This is a genomic window from Kribbella polygonati, assembly GCF_050320105.1.
Classification (GTDB): domain Bacteria; phylum Actinomycetota; class Actinomycetes; order Propionibacteriales; family Kribbellaceae; genus Kribbella.
The window spans coordinates 3,378,831-3,397,013 of record NZ_CP190129.1; the positions used below are offsets into that span (position 1 = coordinate 3,378,831).

The window sequence follows — 18,183 nt, forward strand, 5'->3', positions numbered from 1 at the left end:
GAGAAATCGAATGCCGGATGCGGTCACAAGGGTTGAACCGCGCGGAACCCGCTCATACGGTCGTCAGCGTGCTGACTCCACGCTCCCTCAGGACCGAGTACGCCGTTCAGCCGCTCGGCGTCGACGTACCGCGCCCGCGCTTCAGCTGGGTCGCCGACGCGCCCGGGTACGGCGCCACGCAGACGGCGTACCAGGTGCTGGTCGCGTCCGCGCCGGAGCTGCTGACGCCGGAGCGCGCCGACGTGTGGGACTCGGGCAAGGTCGAGTCGGCGAAGACCTTCGGGATCGCGTACGACGGGCCGGCCGCGGCGCGGACGCGGTACCACTGGACCGTCCGGCTGAACGAGGGCGACTGGGCCGAGCCGTCGTGGTTCGAGACGGGGCTGCTCGACGAGGGGTTCGGGACCGCACAGTGGATCGGCGGGGCGACACAGTCGGCACCGCTGCTCCGGCGCGGGTTCGCGGTCGACGGGACGGTCCGGCGGGCGCGGCTGTACGCGAGCGGCCTCGGGTACGCCGACCTGCGGCTGAACGGTCACGCGGTGAGCGACGCGGTCCTCGATCCGGGCTTCACGGCGTACGACCGCACCGTTCTGTATGTGACCCACGACGTCACCGGCCTGCTACAGGCAGGTGACAACGTCGTCGGGGCCGAGCTCGGGCGCGGGTTCTTCGGGCTGACCTCGGTGAACGTCTGGCGCTGGCACGACACCCCGTGGACGGCCGACCCGCGGCTGGTCGCACGCCTCGTGATCGAGTACGACGACGGCCGGGTGGCCGAGGTGGTCACGGACGAGGCGTGGCGGATCACCGGCGGGCCGACGTTGTCCGACTCGCTGTACACCGGCGAGACCTACGACGCCCGCCGCGCGCTGCCCGGGTGGGACGCGCCCGGCTTCGACGACGCGTCGTGGTCCGCGGCCACGGTGGTCGAGGCACCTCGCGGGACGCTGCGGGCGCAGGCCCACGAGCCGATCCGGGTGATCGAGACGGTCGACCCGGTCGAGGTGACCGAGGTCCGGCCGGGCGTCTGGATCGCGGACTTCGGCCGCACCGTGGCCGGCTGGACCGAGCTCGAGGTGACCGCGGCGGCCGGCACCACGATCACGCTGACGCACGGCGAGACGGTTGCCGACGGCAACGTGGCGGCCTGGAACGTGCACGTCGACGGCGACCGGATCCAGCGCGACGAGTACATCGCGGCCGGCACCGGCGTCGAGACCTGGGAGTCGCGGTTCTCCTACAAGGGCTTCCGGTACGTGCAGCTCGAAGGGGCGCCGGCCCGGCTGCGGATGCGGGTGGTGAACTCCGACGTCGCGGCGGTGACCAGCTTCGAGTCGTCGCAGCCGCCGTACGAGCAGTTCGAGCACGCGATGCGGCGGACGATCCTGAGCAACCTGCACGGCATCCCGACGGACACGCCGTACTTCGAGAAGAACGGCTGGACCGGCGACGCGCAGGTCGGTACGCCGACGATGCTCGCGACCCTCGACCTGGCCCGGTTCTTCACCAAGTGGCTCGGCGACATCCGCGACAGCCAGGCGGACTCCGGTCAGCTGCCGGTGATCGTGCCGACCAGCGGGTGGGGCTTCACCGACCTCTCCCCCGCGACCGAGTGGCCGACGGTCTACCCGTTCCTGCTCCGCGAGATGTACCGCTGGTACGGCGACGACCGGCTGCTGCGCGAGCACTGGGACTCGCTGACCCGGTACCTCGCCTGGGAGCTGGACCGGGTCGAGGACGGGCTGTCGGTGAGCGTGCTCGGCGACTGGCTGCCGCCCGGGTTCGGCGACGGCCCGGCGCCGGAGGACCGGCGGCTGACGGGTACGGCGTACCTCTACCGGGCGTGCGTGGTGGCGGCCGAGATCGGCGCGGTGATTGGAGAGCCCAACGAGTACCACAAGGCGGCGGGTGAGCTCGCGAACGGGCTGAACCGGGCGTTCCTGGACCGCGAGGCCGGCCGGTACCGGTCGGCCGACGACCCGGACTACCGGCAGACGTCGAACGCGGTCCCGCTGGCGTTCGGGATCGTGCCGGACGACCTGGTCGCGAAGGTCGCCGAGGGTCTGGCGGCGGACGTGACTGCGCGCGGATTCCACCTGAACACCGGGTGTCTCGGCGTCGGCGTCCTGCTGCCGGTACTGACCGCGCACGGGTACGGCGACGTGGCGACGAAGGTCGCGCTGCAACGTAGCTACCCGAGCTGGGGGTACTGGTTCGACCTCGGCGCGGACACGATGTGGGAGAAGTGGGAGGACGACTCGCGGTCGCGCAACCACTACTTCCAGGGCACGGTCGTGCAGTGGATCTTCGAGAACGTCGCCGGGCTGCGGGTGGTCGACGCCGGCTGCGAGCGGATCGTCGTACGGCCGGACGCGCGCGCCGAGGTGGACTCGGCGAGCATCCGCACCGAGACGATCCGCGGACGGGTGGCGGTCTCGTGGCAGCAGACGGGGAGCGTGCTCTCGCTCGACGTGCAGGTCCCGGTCGGTACGAGGGCCGAGGTGTACGTCCCGTCGGCGCGGGCGGCCGACGTGGACGCCGTACCGCGGTCGTACGCCGGATCGTCGTCCTCCGCGGACGGGTACACCGTCTACACCGTCGGCGCCGGGCGGTGGTCGTTCACGAGCCGGTCCGCTTCGTGAACAGGAGGTCGCGGACGTCGCGGCCTTCCGCCTGGGCGCGGGACTCGAACTTGGTCACCGGCCGCCATTCGGGGCGTGGGGCCCAGCCGTCATACGAGTTGCGCAGCGACGGCTCGGCGGCGCCGATCTCCAGCATCCGGTCCGCGTAGTCCGCCCAGTCCGTTGCCAGGTGCAACGTTCCGCCAGGCTGCAGGCGGGACGCGATCAGCGCGACGAACGGCGCCGTCACCAGGCGGCGCTTGTGGTGCCGCTTCTTCGGCCACGGGTCCGGGAAGTAGACCCGTACGCCGGCCAGCGTGCCCGGGGCGACGTGGTCGCGCAGGAAGTCGAGCGCGTCGCCCTGCAGCAGGCGGACGTTCTCGAGGTCGTACTTCTCCACCCAGAGCATCAGCTGGCCGAGACCGGCCGGGTAGACCTCCGCGGCCAGGTGGTTGACCTCCGGGGCGGCGACCGCGAGCTGGGCGGTCGCCTCACCCATCCCGGAACCGATCTCCAGCACGGTCGGCGCTTCCCGGCCGAACCACTCGCCCAGGTCGACGACGCCGGTCGGCAGGTCCTCTTGGGTGCGCCCCAGCTCCGGCCAGTGCGACTCCCAGACGCGTTGCTGCCCAGCCGTCATCCGCACACTGCGGCGAACGGTGCTGAACACACCCGCTTGCCTGACCTGATCCGTTGCTCCCACCAGGTGGATTCTACGAGAACTGCAAGGTGCGCCCGGTCTCGAGGTAGGTCTTCAGGTTGGCGAGGATCGGGCCCCAGCCGTTGCGCCAGCCCTCGACGGTGTCCTCGGCGATCTCGTCGTGCACGACCTGGAGCTTCACCACGGTTTCGCTGCGTGGCTCGATCGTGAACGTGACCCGGCTCGGGATCTGCTCGCCGGTGGAGACCTCGTTCTTGAAGGTGTACGCGAGCGTCTTCGGCTCGTCGTACACCAGGACCTCGCCGGAGTCGGTGAGGCTGTCGTCGGCGCTGTCGTAGAACCGGACCGGCGAGCCGACGGTCCAGTCGGACTCGATCCGGCGGCCGAACCAGTACAGCTGGGTGAACGCCCCCGAGGTGAGGGCCGCCCACAACTTCTCCGGAGTGGTCTGGATGTAGGTCAGGTGGATCATGGCCGGTTTGCTCATAGGTTCTCCTCCAGGGCTGCCTTCAGGGCGCTGAGGGCGCGGAGCTTGTCGCGCTCGTAGTTGCTCAGCCACCGTTCGGCGATCTCGTTGATCGGTACCGGGTTCAGGTAATGGAGCTTGTGCCGGCCGCGCTTGACCGTGACGACGAGGTTCGCGTCCTCGAGGATCCGCAGGTGTTTGGTGACGCCTTGCCGGGTCAGCTCGGGCAGCAGCTCACACAGTTCCTGCAGGTTCTGCCCGTTCCGCTCCCGCAGAGCATCCAGCAACCGCCGCCGCCCCTCGTCGGCCAACGCCTTGAACACCAGCTCCACACCCCGACAATAGGCAACTAAAAGGTTGCCTGTCAATGCTGCGTACCGAAGGACGGGTAGTGGTCGGCTCCGGCGCGCGGGCGCAGGCGGGGGACCTGCCCAGAACGGCGCCGGAGCGGGAGTACTACCCGTTCTTCGGTACGGGTCAGTCGTCCCAGAAGAGGTGGGCGACGGTGTTGTGGGCGCGGCGGGTGGTGCGCAGGTAGTCGTCGGCGAAGCGGCCGGACTCGCCGGGCGGGTAGCCGCAGATGCGGGCGACCGCGGCCAGGTCGCGGGGGTCCTGCGGGAGCGAGTCGCCGGGGCGGGCGCGGACCAGCATGATCGCGTTCCGGATCCGGCTGGCCATCTCCCACGCGGCGCTCAACGTGTCCGCCTCGGACGGGTCGACGAGGTTCGCCTCGACGCCGGCCCGGAGCGCGCCGAGGGTCCGGGTGGTCCGGAGGGTCGGCACGCGGTGCGCCTCGCGGAGCTGGAGCAGCTGGACCGTCCACTCGATGTCGGCCAGCCCGCCGCGGCCGAGCTTGGTGTGGGTGGCCGGGTCGGCGCCCCGCGGCAGGCGTTCGGCGTCGACCCGTGCCTTGATCCGGCGGATCTCCATCACGTCCCGCTCACTGATCCCGTTCTCCGGGTAGCGCAGCGGGTCGATCAGGTCGCGGAACGACCGACAGAGGTCCGCGTCCCCGCACAACGGATCGGCCCGCAACAACGCCTGCGCCTCCCACACCGCCGACCAGCGTGCGTAGTACGAGGCATACGACGCGAGCGTCCGGACCAGCGGACCCTGCCGGCCCTCCGGCCGGAGGTCCGCGTCGATCGCGACCGCCGGATCGGCCCCGGGCAGCGCGAGCATCCGGCGCAGCTCGGTCGCCGCCTGGATCGCGAAGTCGGTCGCCTGCTTCTCGTCCGCGCCCGGCAGCGGGTCGTGCACGAACATCACGTCGGCGTCACTGCCGTACCCGAGCTCGTGCCCGCCGAACCGTCCCATCGCCACGATCGACATCCGCGTCGGCTCGGGCTCGCCCTTCGCGACGGCCTTGCGCGCGACCTCGAGAGCGGTCGTCAGCGTGCCGACCGAGATGTTGGTCAGCGCCTCCCCCACGGCCTCCACGTCCAGCTCGCCGGACAGGTCGGCGGCCGCGGTACGGAACAGTTCACGCCGGCGTACGGCGCGAATCGCGGCGATCGCCGCCTCCGGTGCGTCCTGCCGGCGGGCGGCCGCCGACATCTCGGTCAGCAGCCCGTCCAGCGTGCGGGGCGTCAGTTCGCGTTCGTCGGCGAGCATCGCGGTCGCCTCGGGGGCGCGTTGCAGCAGGTCGACGGCGTACCGGCCGCTGGCCAGCAGGTGGGCGAGCCGCTCGGCGGACGCGCCCTCGTCGCGGAGCTGGCGCAGGTACCACGGCGTGGAGCCGAGTGCGTCCGAGATCGTCCGGAACGCCAGCAGCCCGGCGTCCGGGTCGGGCGACTCCGCGAACCAGCCGAGCATCGCGGGCAGCAACGCCCGCTGGATCGACGAGCGCCGCGACACCCCTTCGGACAGCGCCTCGATGTGCCGCAGCGCCGACGCGGGGTCGACGTACCCGAGGGCCGTCAGGCGCTGCTTCGCCGCCTCGGGCGTGAGCCGTACCTCGTCCCCCGGGATCCGCGCGACCGCGGCGAGGAGCGGGCGGTAGAACAGCTTCTCGTGCAGGCGGCGTACCTCGAGCGCGTGCTTCTTCCACGCGGCGGTGAGGTCGGTGACCGGGTTCTTCGTGAAGCCGAGCGAGCGCCCGAGCCGGCGCAGGTCGGCCTCGTCGTCGGGGACCTGGTGGGTACGGCGGAGGCGGTACAGCTGGATGCGGTGCTCCATCGACCGGAGGAAGCGGTACGCGTCCGCGAGGACGGCGCCGTCCGTGCGGCCGACGTACCCGCTCTTCGTCAGGGCCTCCAGCGCGACCAGCGTCGTACCGCTGCGGACCGACTCGTCGCTGCGGCCGTGGACGAGCTGCAGGAGCTGTACGGCGAACTCGACGTCGCGCAGCCCTCCCGGGCCGAGCTTCAGCTGCCGGTCGACGTCCGCGGCCGGGATGTGGTCGATGACGCGCCGGCGCATCGCCTGGACGTCGTCGACGAAGCCCTCCCGGTCCGCGGCGGACCAGGCCAGGTCGCCGATCTTCTCGGTGTACTCGCGGCCGAGCGCGGCGTCGCCGGCCACCGGGCGGGCCTTGAGCAGCGCCTGGAACTCCCAGGTCTTCGCCCAGCGCTGGTAGTACGCGAGGTGGCTGTCGAGTGTGCGGACCAGCGGGCCGGACTTGCCCTCGGGCCGGAGTGCGGCGTCGACCGGCCAGAGCGTGCCTTCGCCGGTGTGCGCCGAGCAGATCCGCATCGCGGCTGCGGCCAGCTGGGTCGCGGTCTTCAGCGCCGGAGCCTCCGGGTCGCCCTCCAGCGGCTCGGCGACGAACAGTACGTCGACATCGCTGACGTAGTTGAGCTCCCGGCCACCACACTTGCCCATGGCAATGATCGCGAGCCGGCAGTCGGCGGCGCCGGGGTGCGCGGCGAAGTACTCGTTCCGGGCGATGTGCAGCGCGGTCTCCAGGGCGCCGCCGGCGAGGTCCGCGAGGACGGCGGCGACCTCGTCGACGAGCAGGCCCTCGGCGAGGTCACGGGCCGCGAGCCGGAGCAGCAGCCGCCGGTACTCGACCCGGAGCGCGTCGATCGGACTGTCCGCGTCGATCGCGGTGGCGAGCCGGGCCGCGACGTCGTCGAGCGTCGGCCGGGTGCCGGCCAGGGCCGGATCGGCGAGGTCGTACCAGTGCCGCGGGTGCACGCTGAGGTGCCGGCCGAGCGCCTCGCTGGCGCCCAGTACGTAGACGAGCCGGCGGCGGAAGTCGGCGTCCATCTCGAGCGTGCGGGCGAACGCGGCGATGTCGTGCCCGTGCCGGTGCAGCGCCTCGGCCATCGTGCAGAGCCCGAGCAGCGCGAGGTCCGGGTCGGCGCACTCCGACAGCGTCGTGATCAGCTGCTCGGTCGCCATCGGGCTGTGCGAGTCGAGGGCGTCCAGGTTCTCCAGCATGCCGGCCGCCCGTCGCGGGTCCTCGAACCCGAGCCGGACCAGCCGTCCCTCCCACGACCCTCTCCGACCCTCAGCCACCCCCGCAGGCTACCCAACCGCGCGCCGTCCCGAACCGGCGGTCGGGGAAAGTCTCAACTGGATTGCAAGGAATACACGGTGTCGTGTAGCGGATTCGCTGAGTAGTCGGCATGATGGCTGTCCATGGTCATGATGACGGGCTCGCTCGCCGTGCGCGGCACGGTGGTGTGGTTGACGCCCCAGCAGGGCGGACGCGTGTCCGGGCCGCCGGAACCGGACTACGACTACGACTACACCGCGACAGCCTATCTGCCGCCGCGGACCCCGGAGGACGGGCAGGCCGGGGTCGCGCTCCGCCGGTTCGCGCCCGGCGCCTGGCGGACGCCCGCCGAGGGGATTCTCGTGCCCGGCAAGGGAAACCGCGCCCAGCAGGTGATCCCCGGCTGCATCGTGGTGCTCACCGAAGGCGTACGCCCGGTCGGCCTCCTCACCGTCGAGGAGGTCACTCCACTGTCCGACGACAGTACGCCGGCCGCCCCCGCCGTACCGGACTATCCGGTGGTCCGGTACGACGCCGACGCCCCGGCGCCCGCGGAACCGCCGTACCGGCACTCCACCGCGGCCGCGCGCTGGACGTCGACGCATGGCTCGGACCTACAACTGACTGAGTGATTCTGCTCATGCGCCGCCCGTCGGCAGCCCCGACGATCGGTGCATGACGAAACGCATCCAGCCCCAGCAGACCGCAGCGTTCTACGCCCAGGCCGTCGCCTCGTTCGGCATCTCGCTGACCTCGATGGCGATCGGCCTGGTCTACCTCCCGGCCGCACCGTGGGTGCGCGCTTTCCTCACCCTCGGCCTGCTGTACGTCGTCACCTCGACGGTCGTGCTCTGCAAGGTGGTCCGCGACCGCCAGGAGGTCTCCGAGGTCAGCAGCCGCGTCGACCAGGCCCGCCTGGACAAACTCCTCACCGAACACGACCCGTTCAAGGTCGACGCCGCCTAGAGGACTGGCAGCAGCTTGTTCAGCTCGAACGGGGTGACCTGGCGGCGGTAGTCGAGCCACTCGGCGCGCTTGTTCCGGAGGAAGAAGTCGAAGACGTGCTCGCCGAGGGTCTCGGCGACGAGTTCGCTGTCCTCCATCGCGCTGATCGCCTCCGCCAGGCTGCCCGGCAGCGGCTTGATCCCGAGGGCCTTGCGCTCGCGGGAGGTGAGGGACCAGATGTCCTCCTCGACCTCCGCGGGCAGTTCGTACCCCTCCTCGATGCCCTTCAGGCCGGCGGCGAGCATCAGCGCGAACGCGAGGTACGGGTTCGCCGCCGAGTCGAGCGACCGGAACTCGACCCGCGACGACTGGCCCTTGTGCGGCTTGTACATCGGCACCCGGACCAGCGCGGACCGGTTGTTGTGCCCCCAGGACACGAACGACGGCGCCTCGTCGCCGACCGCGAGCCGCTTGTACGAGTTCACCCACTGGTTCGTCACCGCGGTGATCTCGCCGGCGTGGTGCAGCAGCCCGGCGATGAACGCCCGCCCGGTCTTGGACAGCTGGTACTGCGCGCCACCCTCGAAGAACGCGTTCCGGTCGCCCTCGAACAGCGACATGTGGGTGTGCATCCCCGACCCTGGCTGGTCGGACAGCGGCTTCGGCATGAACGACGCGTAGATGCCCTGCGACAGCGCCACCTCCTTCACCACGACGCGGAACGTCATGATGTTGTCGGCGGTCGACAGCGCGTCGGCGTACCGCAGGTCGATCTCCTGCTGGCCCGGCCCGCCCTCGTGGTGGCTGAACTCGACCGAGATGCCCATCGACTCGAGCATCGTGATCGCCTCGCGGCGGAAGTCGTTGCCGATCCCCTGCGGCGTGTGGTCGAAGTACCCCGACGAGTCGACCGGCTCCGGCGTCGTACCGGGCGCGCCGGTGAGCGACTTGAACAGGTAGAACTCGATCTCCGGGTGCGTGTAGAACGTGAACCCGAGGTCGGCGGCCTTCGACAGCGTCCGCTTCAGCACGTGCCGCGGGTCGGCGAACGACGCGGACCCGTCCGGCATGTTGATGTCGCAGAACATCCGCGCGGTGCCCATCGTCTCGCCGCGCCAGGGCAGGATCTGGAACGTCGACGGGTCCGGCTTGGCCAGCATGTCGGCCTCGGTCACCCGGGCGAACCCCTCGATCGCCGACCCGTCGAACCCGAGCCCCTCCGCGAACGCGCTCTCCAGCTCGGCCGGCGCCACCGCCACCGACTTCAGGAACCCGAGTACGTCGGTGAACCAGAGCCGCACGAAGCGTACGTCGCGCTCCTCCAGCGCGCGCAGCACGAACTCCTGCTGCTTGTCCATCAGTCCACCTCTCGTCCGGGTCTGCGGAGACTTCTCACAGTGTGCCCCGCGCTTGTTAAGCAGACGTTACGTGCCCGTCCGGACAGCGCACCGTTCAGGGCCTAGCGTGTCTGTTCGTGCAGACGATCTTCCACGCCGCCCTGATCGTGGCCGGTGTGCTCTGCCTCAGCGACCTGATCGTCGGCACCGCGCGGTTCGTCCAGTCGCTGCGCCGGAAACGACCGGCCGAGCGGGACGTCCTCGGCCGCCGGTGGCTGCCGATCCCGGAGCTCGGGTTCGGCATGGTCGCGTTCTGCTGCCCTGGCCTGGTGACGCTCGGGCTGCGGCATCAGGACGCCACCGACCTGCCGACCCGGCAGATCCTGCTCGCCGCGCTGGTCTTCGGGTACGCCGGTGCCGTGCTGTCCCGGGTCGTCCGGACCCCGGGCCCCGGCGGGCGCCGGTTCAAGCTACGCGCCGGCCTGCTGCTCGGCCTGCCGGCCGTGTTCGGGCTGGTCTTCGGCCTGTCGGGCATCGCGGTCTGACCGCCGGGCCTGCCACCACGGCACGATCCGCTCCAGCGGCGCGAACGCGAGCCAGCACACCACTGTCGGCAGGAAATGGATCAGCAGGATCGCCGTGTTCGCCGCGTGGAACCCGAGGAAGAACAGCGCCCCGAACAGTTGCCAGCGGCCCTTGAGCCAGAGGATCACCGGCGAGCAGAACTCCCCGACGATGCCGACCCACTGCATCACGTGCAGCATCCACGGATAGTGCAGCAACCATTCCCCGACCGGGTGCGGCCGGCGCACGATCGCCCACGTCAGTACGGCGCTCCCGGGCCAGGTCAGCGCCCACCCGGCACTGCGCAGCTTCGCGACCGCGGACAGGAAGTACGTCGCGATCACGCACAGCTGGACGCACCGGATCACCCACCCGGCCGCCTCCGACGTCGTCTGATCGCCGTACGACGCCCGGCCGACCGTCGGCAGCACCCACAACGCGATCACGAGCGCGAGGTGGTCGTGGTCCACCTTGCCGTCGCTCATCCCGATCAGCACCCACCAGGTGAACGCGGGCGCGACGATCCAGCCGGCGATCCGCGGGAACCGGTTCGTCGCGGCGATCAGGCAGGCGACGACGAGCACGACGTACAGCGCGGTGGTGTTGGCGACCGACGGCTTCGGAAGGTCGAGCAAACGGGCCAAGAGCAACGGTTGGTACAGCCCGGGGTGCTCGCCCTTGTCGCGGGTGTCCCGGACGAACGCGTGCATGTCCAGGATCACGAACAGGTACAGGATCGTCCGCAGCCAGGCGATCCGCGCCACCGCGATCGCGGGAGTGAACCAGTTCATCGGCGTGCCTCCCAGGTCGCCAGGACCTGCGAGGCCGGCGGTCCGTCGACGCGGCCGTCCACCAGCTGGGTCGTGTCGCGGATCAGTTGCAGCTTCACGTACTTCGGCTTGTCCGGGTGCTTGCGCGCCCACCCGTCCGCGACCTGCTGGAGCAGCGACGGGTTCTTCTGGATCTCCCCGGCGCGGGCCTCGATCTCGGCGCGCGCGACCCCGGCGCCCTCGATGTTCAGCGGTACGTCGACCGTCGTACCGGCGTCGGTGACCGCGCTGATCCGGGTGTAGTCGATCGTCGCGTCGTCCGGGACCGACATCGCGTACTGCGACATCGGGCCGAACGGCCACGCGTCGTCGCTGGCGCGGACCGATCCGTTGATCAGCAGGCCGACGCCGGCGACCGCGACCGCGATCCGTACTCCCTTGCCGACCCGCCCCAGTCGCACGTGTTCACCGTCAGTCACGCCCGCCATTACACCATTCCGGTTTGGAGGCCCCGCGCGTAGGGAATTTTCCTATACATGACCGCCCCAGAAAATATCCAACGTGCCCGGGTGTCCCGGCGTACCCTGCTCGGCGCGAGCGCCGGCGGCGTACTGCTCGGCGGCATCACCCTGCCGACAGCAGCACACGCGGCGCCGGCGCCGCGCTGCTACACGCGCACCGAGTGGTCGGCGCGCCCGCCCAAGTCCCCCACCCAGGTGATCGGCAAGCCCGACCACATCGTCATCCACCACACCGCGAGCCCGAACGTCACCGATTACTCGTTGGCCGCGGCGTACAAGGTCCAGCACTGGATCCAGGACCTGCACATGGACACCAACGGCTGGATCGACATCGGCAACCAGCTCACGATCAGCCGCGGCGGCTTCCTGATGGAGGGCCGCAGCCAGTCGCTGCCCGCGATCAACACCGGCAAGAACGTGCTCGGTGCGCAGACCGCGAACAACAACAGCCACACGATCGGGATCGAGCACGAAGGCATCTACGTCAGCGAGGACGTACCGGTCGCGCTGTTCGACATGTCGGTACTGACGTGCGCCTGGCTGTGCACGAAGTACGGCCTCGACCCGCACACGGCGATCGTCGGGCACCGCGACTACAACACGACCCAGTGCCCGGGCGACGTGTTCTACGCCCGGCTGCCGGAGCTGCGGGACCGGGTCGCGGCCGTTCTGCTCGGCTGATGTCAAAGTGACGGTGGGTGCTCCGACCGTTGGGTGACAGCACCCGGACGAAGGAGCACTCACATGTCACAGCTTCGGATTCACAACTTCGCGGTCTCCCTGGACGGCTTCGGCACCGGCGAGGGCCAGTCCAGGGAGACGCCGTTCGGTCACGCCGGCGAACGGCTGCACGAGTGGCTCGTCGGCACCCGGTTCTTCCACGCGATGAGCGGCGAGGCCGGCGGTACGCAGGGCGTCGACAACGCGTTCGCCGAGCAGCACGAGCCCGGTATCGGGGCCGAGATCATGGGCGCGAACAAGTTCGGCCCGCCCGGCTGGCAGGACGACCCCGACTGGAAGGGCTGGTGGGGTCCGAACCCGCCGTTCCACTCGCCGGTCTTCGTGCTCACCCACCGGCCGCGGCCGTCGGTCGAGATGGAGGGCGGTACGACGTTCCACTTCGTCGACGCGACGCCCGCCGAGGTGCTCGCGCAGGCGCAGGCGGCGGCAGGTGATGGCGACGTACGGCTGGGTGGTGGGGCGACGGTGATCCGCGAGTTCCTGGCCGCGGGGCTGGTCGACTACATGCACCTGGCCGTGGTGCCGATCGTGCTCGGGCGCGGCGTGCGGGTGTGGGACGGCCAGGAGGCGCTCGAGGACCGCTTCGACATCGAGGCGGTGTCTGCTCCGGACGGCGTCACGCATTTGACCTTCACGCGTAAGAACGGGTCCGGTAGGTGATGCGGCGGATCAGGAGCTCGAACGGGCCGCGGTAGTTCGCACGCCGCATCCGGTCGGCCAGCAGTACGGTCCCGAGCCACGTCGCGACGGCGAGGATCGCAGTCGTGGTCGTGGTGAGGGTGTTCGAGAGATCGAGCAGGTACGGCGTGAACACCACGGCCCAGACGACCGACTGGGACAGGTAGCACGTCAGCGACCGCTGTCCGACGGCGGCGATCGTCCGGGTGATCGGTCGTTCGCCGACCCGGTGGGCGACCAGCACCAGGAGGGCGGCGTACCCGAAGCCGCCGAACACACCGGTTGCGTCGTGCAACGGTCCGAGGATCGTCAGCGCGTGGTCACTCGGTCGGCTCAGGACGCCGCCGACGACGAGCGACATCGGCAGCGCGCCGGCGACCGCGATCGAGATGCCGAGCAGGGCGGTGGTGCGGAGCAGGACGAGATGCTCGGCGGGGCGTTCGAGGATACGGCGGCGGCCGGCCCAGAGGCCGATCACGAACGGTGTCACGAAGCCGATCCAGCCAAGGCCTGCGATGAAGGGCTGCACCGTGATGCGCTCCGCGAACTGGTCGAGGAAGCTGGTCGGCAGCATCGACGGGTCGGGACCGTCGGTGGACGCGGCGAGCGCGTCGTTGCTCGGGAGTGCCGTGAGGATCAGCACGAACGCGGCGAGGACGAACAGCCAGCGGTCCTTCCAGCTCAGGACCACGACGCCGAGGAACAGCAGCACGCCGTACGCCGCGAGGATGTCGCCGACGTAGAGCAGTATCGCGTGGGCGAAACCGAGCACGACCAGGACGAGACTGCGGCGCCAGAGCAGCGTGCGGATACCGCGGTCGTCGGTGCCGGTCTCGCGTTGGCGGCGGACGATCTGGGCCACGCCGTACCCGAAGAGGACGCCGAACATCGGGAACGCGCGGCCGTCGACGAAGGTCGCGATCAGCGTGCCGAGGATCCGGTCGAGCGGCGAGCCGCCGGTCGGGAAGCCGCCGAAGTACGCGGCGCCGGCAACGAAGTAGTGCGAGTTCGCCAGCGCGATGAACAGCAGCATCAAACCGCGGGCGAGGTCGGGGCCGAGGGCGCGTTCGCCCAGTCCGGTCGGGCCGCTCTCGGTGCTCATGCCCACCAGTCAACCCGCCGCGGAACCGGGGTCACATCCGCCGAAGGTACCTGCCGGGTGAACCTTCGTCGTTGTTCGATGGACGGGTGCACGACGAAGCTCTGACTCGTTGGCGGCGCGGGTGGGCGGCTGCCCGCGGGTGGAACGACGCGCAGCGCGTCGACGACGTGACGGTGGTGCGGATCGGCGAACCGGGGCGCCGGGTCTCGTACGTCGCGACCGAGCAGAACGCCGCAGCCGCGGCGCATCTCGCACTGACCGACCGCAACCCGCCCGGCACGTCGTGGGTGCGGATCGCGACCGCCGAACCCGAACGGCTGGCGGCCGAGCTCCGGCCGCTCGACTACGTCCGGACCGAGTGGCTGATGACGATCTCCCTTCCGGAGCAGGCACTCCACCCGGTGCCGGCGCCGTACGCCGTCGAGGTGACCGGCGGGCCGTCGCTGATCGACGTACAGCTCTACGGGTACGGCGAACTCGCCGCGTCCGGCCGGATGTCGATCCTGCACACCGGCGCCGTCGCCGACATGATCCAGACCGACCCCGCCCACCGCCGCCGCGGCCTCGCCCGCGCCGTCATGACCACCCTCGCCACCCACGCCGTGGCCCGCCACACCCCCACCGCCCACCTCTCCGCCTCCCCCGAAGGCCACCCCCTCTACACCTCCCTCGGCTGGACCACCCTGACTCCTCTACTGATCGCCCGGACAACCCCACTGTGAAACAACTCATCGCCTTCACCGGATTGCCCGGCACCGGAAAGTCGACGCTCGCCGAAGCGCTCGCGACCGAAACCGGCGTACCGGCGTTCGCCGGCGACTGGTTGCTCGGCGCCCTCGCACCGCACGGCGTCCTCGGCGGGCTCGACCGGCCGGCGTTCCTCGCCATGTATTACGACCTGCTCGGCACCTTGCTGCGGCGGCAACTGATGCTCGGGCAATCGGCGATCGTGGATTGTCTGGTGAACGAGGAAATCGCGGCGCGGTGGGAGGAACTCGCCGGCGGGTACGGCGCTCGGCTGCGGATTGTCGAATGCGTTTGCAGCGCTGAAGACGTGCACCGGCAACGGCTCGAAGGGCGGCGTCGAGGCATTCCCGGATGGCACGAAGTCGGGTGGGACCACGTGGTGCGGATGCGGAGTGAATACCCCCGGTTGGAGCGCGGGCAGTTGGTGGTGGACGCGATGGATCCGGTGGACGTGAACCTCGAGCAGGTCCGGACCTACATTCGGCGTACGTAAGAGGTTGGTGACAGGCGTGGGGTCGGGCCGGTCGACCCAGTAATGTGCTCCCGTGCCTCAGCTTCGGGTTGCTCTTGCTCAGATCGATGTGACCGTGGGTGACATCGACGGGAACACCGACAAGATCGTCGCGTGGACCCGGAACGCGGTCGAGCAAGGTGCGCACGTGGTCGCGTTCCCCGAGCTCGGGCTGACTGGGTATCCGGTCGAGGACCTGGCACTGCGGGCGTCGTTCGTGGACGCGTCGCAGGCCCGGATCAAGAGCCTCGCGAAGCGGCTCGCCGACGACGGGCTCGGCGACATCGTGGTGATCTGCGGCTACCTCGACCGGGCGAGCGGTACGGCGATGGGCATCGACCGGCTCGGCCGCCCGAAGGGCTCGCCGACCAACTCCGCCGCGGTCATCCACCACGGCGAGGTGGTGACCAGCGCGGTCAAGCACCACCTCCCGAACTACGGCGTCTTCGACGAGTTCCGGCACTTCGTCCCCGGCAACACGCTGCAGGTCGTCCGCGTGCACGGCATCGACGTCGCGCTGGTGATCTGCGAGGACCTCTGGCAGGACGGCGGCCCGGTCGCCGTCACCCGGGAAGCCGGCGCGGGCCTGCTGCTCGTCATCAACAGTTCGCCGTACGAGGCCAACAAGGACGACGTCCGCGGTGACCTCGTACGCCGCCGCGCCCGCGAGGCCGGGTGTGCGCTCGCGTACGTCAATCTCGTCGGCGGACAGGACGAACTCGTCTTCGACGGCGACTCCCTGGTCGCGGACGCCGACGGCACCGTCATCGCCCGCGCCCCGCAGTTCGAGCAGGGCAGCATGATCGTCGACCTCGACCTCCCGGCCGCCGTCGGTACGCCGTCCGGCACCCACAAGGGCATCGAGATCGTGCACACCGTGCTGCAGTCCGGCGAGCTCGCGCCGTACGAGGCGATGACGCCGAGCATCGCCCCGCGGCTGCCGGACGAGGCCGAGATGTACGGCGCGATCGTGCTCGGGCTGCGCGACTACGTCCAGAAGAACGGGTTCAAGTCCGTACTGCTCGGCCTGTCCGGCGGCATCGACTCCTCGCTGGTCGCCGCGATCGCCTGCGACGCGATCGGCTCCGAGAACGTGTTCGGCATCTCCAACCCGAGCGTGTACTCCAGCGACCACTCCAAGGACGACGCCGCCGAGCTCGCCGCCCGGACCGGCCTGAACTACCGGGTGATCCCGATCCAGCCGATGGTGCAGCCGTTCCTCGACACGCTCGGGCTGACCGGGCTCGCCGAGGAGAACCTGCAGGCCCGGGTCCGGGCCGTGATCTGGATGGGCCTGTCGAACTCCGACGGCCACCTGGTACTTGCCTGCGGCAACAAGTCGGAGCTGTCCGTCGGGTACTCGACGATCTACGGCGACGCGGTCGGCGGGTACGCGCCGCTGAAGGACCTGCCGAAGACGCTGGTCTGGCGGCTCGCGAAGTGGCGCAACGAGGACGCGACGGCGCGCGGGCAGCAGCCGCCGATCCCGGAGAACTCGATCGTCAAGCCCCCGTCCGCGGAGCTCCGCCCCGGGCAGCAGGACACCGACTCGTTGCCGCCGTACGACCTGCTCGACGACATGCTCGACGACTACGTCGAGCAGGACCGCGGCAGCGCCGAACTCGTCGCGGCAGGCTTCGGCACCGAACTGGTCACGAAGGTGATCCAGCTCGTCGACAAAGCGGAGTACAAGCGCCGGCAGTACCCACCGGGCCCGAAACTGACCCACAAGGCCTTCGGCCGGGACCGCCGGTTGCCGATCACCAACGCATGGCGTGAGGACGCACGGAAGGCAGCCGAGCACTGAGCGACTCCTGGCGGTACCGCCCATCCCAAGAATCCGCGTGGGGCTCCACCGAGGAACCCGCCGACGGCTCCGGCCTGCCCGGCCGGGGTGTGACCTCCTCCACAGGCGGTGGCGCTTACCCTCCGCAACGGTGGGACGATGACGGCATGGTTGACAACTACCTGTCGGCCGGTACCCCTGGCGAGGACGAGGGCTCGCCGTACGGGACCGGACCGAAGAACCAGGCAGCCGACGACAACCGCCGCTCGGACTACGACAGCGACAGTTGGCGGGACCGCGGTCCGGTCCTCGACCCGTCGCCGTCCTTGCCGAACGCCCCGAGGACGTACGAACGCGGGCCGGTGCCGCAGCAGCCGTACGTCCCCAAGCCGCCGTACTTGCCGACTGCGCCGCCACCACCTGGGCAGCAGCCGTACTACGAGCCGGCCAGGGAAGAACAGAACCCGTTCCGGCCGCAACAGCCGCCGGCCCAGGGCCGCCCGAGCCCCTTCGGGCCCGGCGCCAGCAACACGACTCCTCAGAGGCCCGCGTCGAGCAGCCCATTCGCGCCGCAGAACAGCGGCACCGGTTCGAGCAACGGTGTCGGTGGTGATGGGTGGAGTGGTGGTAACGGGTCGGGTAATGGACTGAGCAGCAACGGGCTGCCTCCGCAGCAGCCGCCGCGCCCACCGCAGCGTCTGCAGCCGCCGACGCGGCGACCGCAGGAAACCCCGGAACCCCCACGCCGACACGAGCCAGGCCCCGGCCCAGAACCCATCTGGGGCCAGTCGTCAGTCCCCCGCCCACCCCAACCGTGGGAAAACCCCAACCCACCCCGCGAACCGTACGAAGCCCGCACCCAAGACGGTCCCCGCGCATACGACGCAGGTCGTGCACAAGACGCAGCCCACGCGCAGGAGCCGGGTCGCGCGCCGGAGCCGGGTCGCGCACACGATGCAGGTCGCGCCCACGAGGCCGACCGCGCACCGGAGCCGGGTCGTGCGGACGAGTCGGGTCGGGCGCACGAGCCGGGGCGGGCCGGGGATTCTGCGGAAGGGTTCAGCAGCCGTTGGTCCCTTGGGCAGTCGGACGACGAGTCCGCTCCCCGCCGCCCCGAGCCGAACGACGCGGCCCGCGCGTACGGCACCGGCCGCTCACAAGAGGCAGCCCGGGCGTCCCAGGACCCTCAACGGAACGACGCCCGCCGCCCCAACGACGGCCCACCCAACGCGGCCCCCCAGAACGGCCTGCCACCGCACACCCCCCGTCCCACGGACAACCCACGCCG

General features: G+C 70.5%; 17 protein-coding genes. 9 read left to right on the forward strand and 8 right to left on the reverse strand.

The window, feature by feature from the left end; genetic code table 11:
- The first annotated feature begins 68 nt into the window (after positions 1–68).
- Complete coding sequence (locus ACQHIV_RS16100) at positions 69–2,645, forward strand: family 78 glycoside hydrolase catalytic domain (protein ID WP_427895099.1); 2,577 nt, start codon at positions 69–71, stop codon at positions 2,643–2,645.
- Here the strand turns inward: ACQHIV_RS16100 and trmB are convergent.
- From trmB to ACQHIV_RS16120, 4 genes are all read right to left on the reverse strand, one after another.
- The gene (gene trmB, locus ACQHIV_RS16105; protein WP_427895101.1) at positions 2,623–3,327 is read right to left on the reverse strand and encodes a tRNA (guanosine(46)-N7)-methyltransferase TrmB; all 705 of its coding nucleotides are present in this window, start codon (positions 3,325–3,327) and stop codon (positions 2,623–2,625) included. The genes ACQHIV_RS16100 and trmB overlap by 23 nt on opposite strands.
- A gap of 10 nt (positions 3,328–3,337) precedes the next feature.
- Positions 3,338–3,772, reverse strand: coding sequence for an SRPBCC domain-containing protein (locus tag ACQHIV_RS16110; protein ID WP_427895102.1), 435 nt, complete (start codon positions 3,770–3,772; stop codon positions 3,338–3,340).
- Positions 3,769–4,083, reverse strand: a complete 315-nt coding sequence (locus ACQHIV_RS16115; RefSeq protein WP_427895104.1) for an ArsR/SmtB family transcription factor — start codon at positions 4,081–4,083, stop codon at positions 3,769–3,771. Before ACQHIV_RS16115 ends, ACQHIV_RS16110 begins: the two co-directional genes overlap by 4 nt.
- A 145-nt stretch (positions 4,084–4,228) precedes the next feature.
- Entirely contained in the window at positions 4,229–7,135 is a 2,907-nt protein-coding gene (locus ACQHIV_RS16120; protein ID WP_427896506.1) for a bifunctional [glutamine synthetase] adenylyltransferase/[glutamine synthetase]-adenylyl-L-tyrosine phosphorylase, read from the reverse strand.
- A 201-nt stretch (positions 7,136–7,336) separates the two neighbouring features.
- On the opposite strand from ACQHIV_RS16120, the gene ACQHIV_RS16125 reads away from it, so the two are divergent.
- Together ACQHIV_RS16125 and ACQHIV_RS16130 are read left to right on the forward strand one after the other, a co-directional pair.
- Entirely contained in the window at positions 7,337–7,825 is a 489-nt protein-coding gene (locus tag ACQHIV_RS16125) for a hypothetical protein (protein ID WP_427895106.1), read from the forward strand.
- A 43-nt stretch (positions 7,826–7,868) separates the two neighbouring features.
- Positions 7,869–8,159, forward strand: a complete 291-nt coding sequence (locus ACQHIV_RS16130; RefSeq protein ID WP_427895108.1) for a YiaA/YiaB family inner membrane protein — start codon at positions 7,869–7,871, stop codon at positions 8,157–8,159.
- Here the strand turns inward: ACQHIV_RS16130 and glnA are convergent.
- Complete coding sequence (glnA, locus tag ACQHIV_RS16135; protein ID WP_427895110.1) at positions 8,156–9,496, reverse strand: type I glutamate--ammonia ligase; 1,341 nt, start codon at positions 9,494–9,496, stop codon at positions 8,156–8,158. The genes ACQHIV_RS16130 and glnA overlap by 4 nt on opposite strands.
- Positions 9,497–9,612: 116 nt before the next feature.
- Between glnA and ACQHIV_RS16140 the strand changes: the two genes are divergently transcribed.
- The gene (locus ACQHIV_RS16140; protein ID WP_427895112.1) at positions 9,613–10,020 is read left to right on the forward strand and encodes a hypothetical protein; all 408 of its coding nucleotides are present in this window, start codon (positions 9,613–9,615) and stop codon (positions 10,018–10,020) included.
- Here the strand turns inward: ACQHIV_RS16140 and ACQHIV_RS16145 are convergent.
- Entirely contained in the window at positions 9,946–10,830 is an 885-nt protein-coding gene (locus tag ACQHIV_RS16145; protein ID WP_427895114.1) for a hypothetical protein, read from the reverse strand. The two genes, ACQHIV_RS16140 and ACQHIV_RS16145, sit on opposite strands and share 75 nt — an antisense overlap.
- Complete coding sequence (locus ACQHIV_RS16150; protein ID WP_427895116.1) at positions 10,827–11,297, reverse strand: hypothetical protein; 471 nt, start codon at positions 11,295–11,297, stop codon at positions 10,827–10,829. The genes ACQHIV_RS16145 and ACQHIV_RS16150 overlap by 4 nt, the downstream gene beginning before the upstream one ends.
- A gap of 81 nt (positions 11,298–11,378) precedes the next feature.
- Here ACQHIV_RS16150 and ACQHIV_RS16155 point away from each other — a divergent pair, with 81 nt between their 5' ends.
- On the forward strand, positions 11,379–12,011 hold the full coding sequence (locus tag ACQHIV_RS16155; protein ID WP_427895118.1) for a peptidoglycan recognition protein family protein: 633 nt from the start codon (positions 11,379–11,381) through the stop codon (positions 12,009–12,011).
- Positions 12,012–12,074: 63 nt separating this feature from the next.
- Positions 12,075–12,731 (forward strand): dihydrofolate reductase family protein, encoded by a 657-nt coding sequence (locus tag ACQHIV_RS16160; RefSeq protein ID WP_427895119.1) that lies wholly within the window; start codon positions 12,075–12,077, stop codon positions 12,729–12,731.
- On the opposite strand, the gene ACQHIV_RS16165 is transcribed toward ACQHIV_RS16160, so the two are convergent.
- Positions 12,703–13,851 carry a DUF418 domain-containing protein gene (locus tag ACQHIV_RS16165; RefSeq protein WP_427895121.1) on the reverse strand — a complete coding sequence of 383 codons (1,149 nt, stop codon included), beginning with the start codon at positions 13,849–13,851 and terminating at the stop codon, positions 12,703–12,705. The two genes, ACQHIV_RS16160 and ACQHIV_RS16165, sit on opposite strands and share 29 nt — an antisense overlap.
- Before the next feature lie 86 nt (positions 13,852–13,937).
- Between ACQHIV_RS16165 and ACQHIV_RS16170 the strand changes: the two genes are divergently transcribed.
- From ACQHIV_RS16170 to ACQHIV_RS16180, 3 genes are read left to right on the forward strand one after another with little or no spacing between them, the layout of a single operon-like run.
- Positions 13,938–14,573: a GNAT family N-acetyltransferase gene (locus tag ACQHIV_RS16170; protein WP_427895123.1), complete on the forward strand. Its 636-nt coding sequence runs from the start codon at positions 13,938–13,940 to the stop codon at positions 14,571–14,573.
- The gene (locus ACQHIV_RS16175) at positions 14,570–15,091 is read left to right on the forward strand and encodes an AAA family ATPase (RefSeq protein WP_427895124.1); all 522 of its coding nucleotides are present in this window, start codon (positions 14,570–14,572) and stop codon (positions 15,089–15,091) included. The genes ACQHIV_RS16170 and ACQHIV_RS16175 overlap by 4 nt, the downstream gene beginning before the upstream one ends.
- A 52-nt stretch (positions 15,092–15,143) precedes the next feature.
- A complete protein-coding gene (locus ACQHIV_RS16180; protein WP_427895126.1) occupies positions 15,144–16,916 on the forward strand; it encodes an NAD+ synthase in 1,773 nt (590 codons plus the stop codon).
- The last annotated feature ends 1,267 nt before the right edge of the window (positions 16,917–18,183 follow it).

Excerpts from the sequence above, each read along its gene's own strand:
- ACQHIV_RS16110 (WP_427895102.1), bottom strand. The coding sequence starts at position 3,772 with ATGAGCAAACCGGCCATGATCCACCTGACCTACATCCAGACCACTCCG.
- ACQHIV_RS16120 (WP_427896506.1), bottom strand. The coding sequence starts at position 7,135 with ATGCTGGAGAACCTGGACGCCCTCGACTCGCACAGCCCGATGGCGACC.
- ACQHIV_RS16125 (WP_427895106.1), top strand. The coding sequence starts at position 7,337 with ATGGTCATGATGACGGGCTCGCTCGCCGTGCGCGGCACGGTGGTGTGG.
- ACQHIV_RS16130 (WP_427895108.1), top strand. The coding sequence starts at position 7,869 with ATGACGAAACGCATCCAGCCCCAGCAGACCGCAGCGTTCTACGCCCAG.
- glnA (WP_427895110.1), bottom strand. The coding sequence starts at position 9,496 with ATGGACAAGCAGCAGGAGTTCGTGCTGCGCGCGCTGGAGGAGCGCGAC.
- ACQHIV_RS16145 (WP_427895114.1), bottom strand. The coding sequence starts at position 10,830 with ATGAACTGGTTCACTCCCGCGATCGCGGTGGCGCGGATCGCCTGGCTG.
- ACQHIV_RS16150 (WP_427895116.1), bottom strand. The coding sequence starts at position 11,297 with ATGGCGGGCGTGACTGACGGTGAACACGTGCGACTGGGGCGGGTCGGC.
- ACQHIV_RS16160 (WP_427895119.1), top strand. The coding sequence starts at position 12,075 with ATGTCACAGCTTCGGATTCACAACTTCGCGGTCTCCCTGGACGGCTTC.
- ACQHIV_RS16165 (WP_427895121.1), bottom strand. The coding sequence starts at position 13,851 with ATGAGCACCGAGAGCGGCCCGACCGGACTGGGCGAACGCGCCCTCGGC.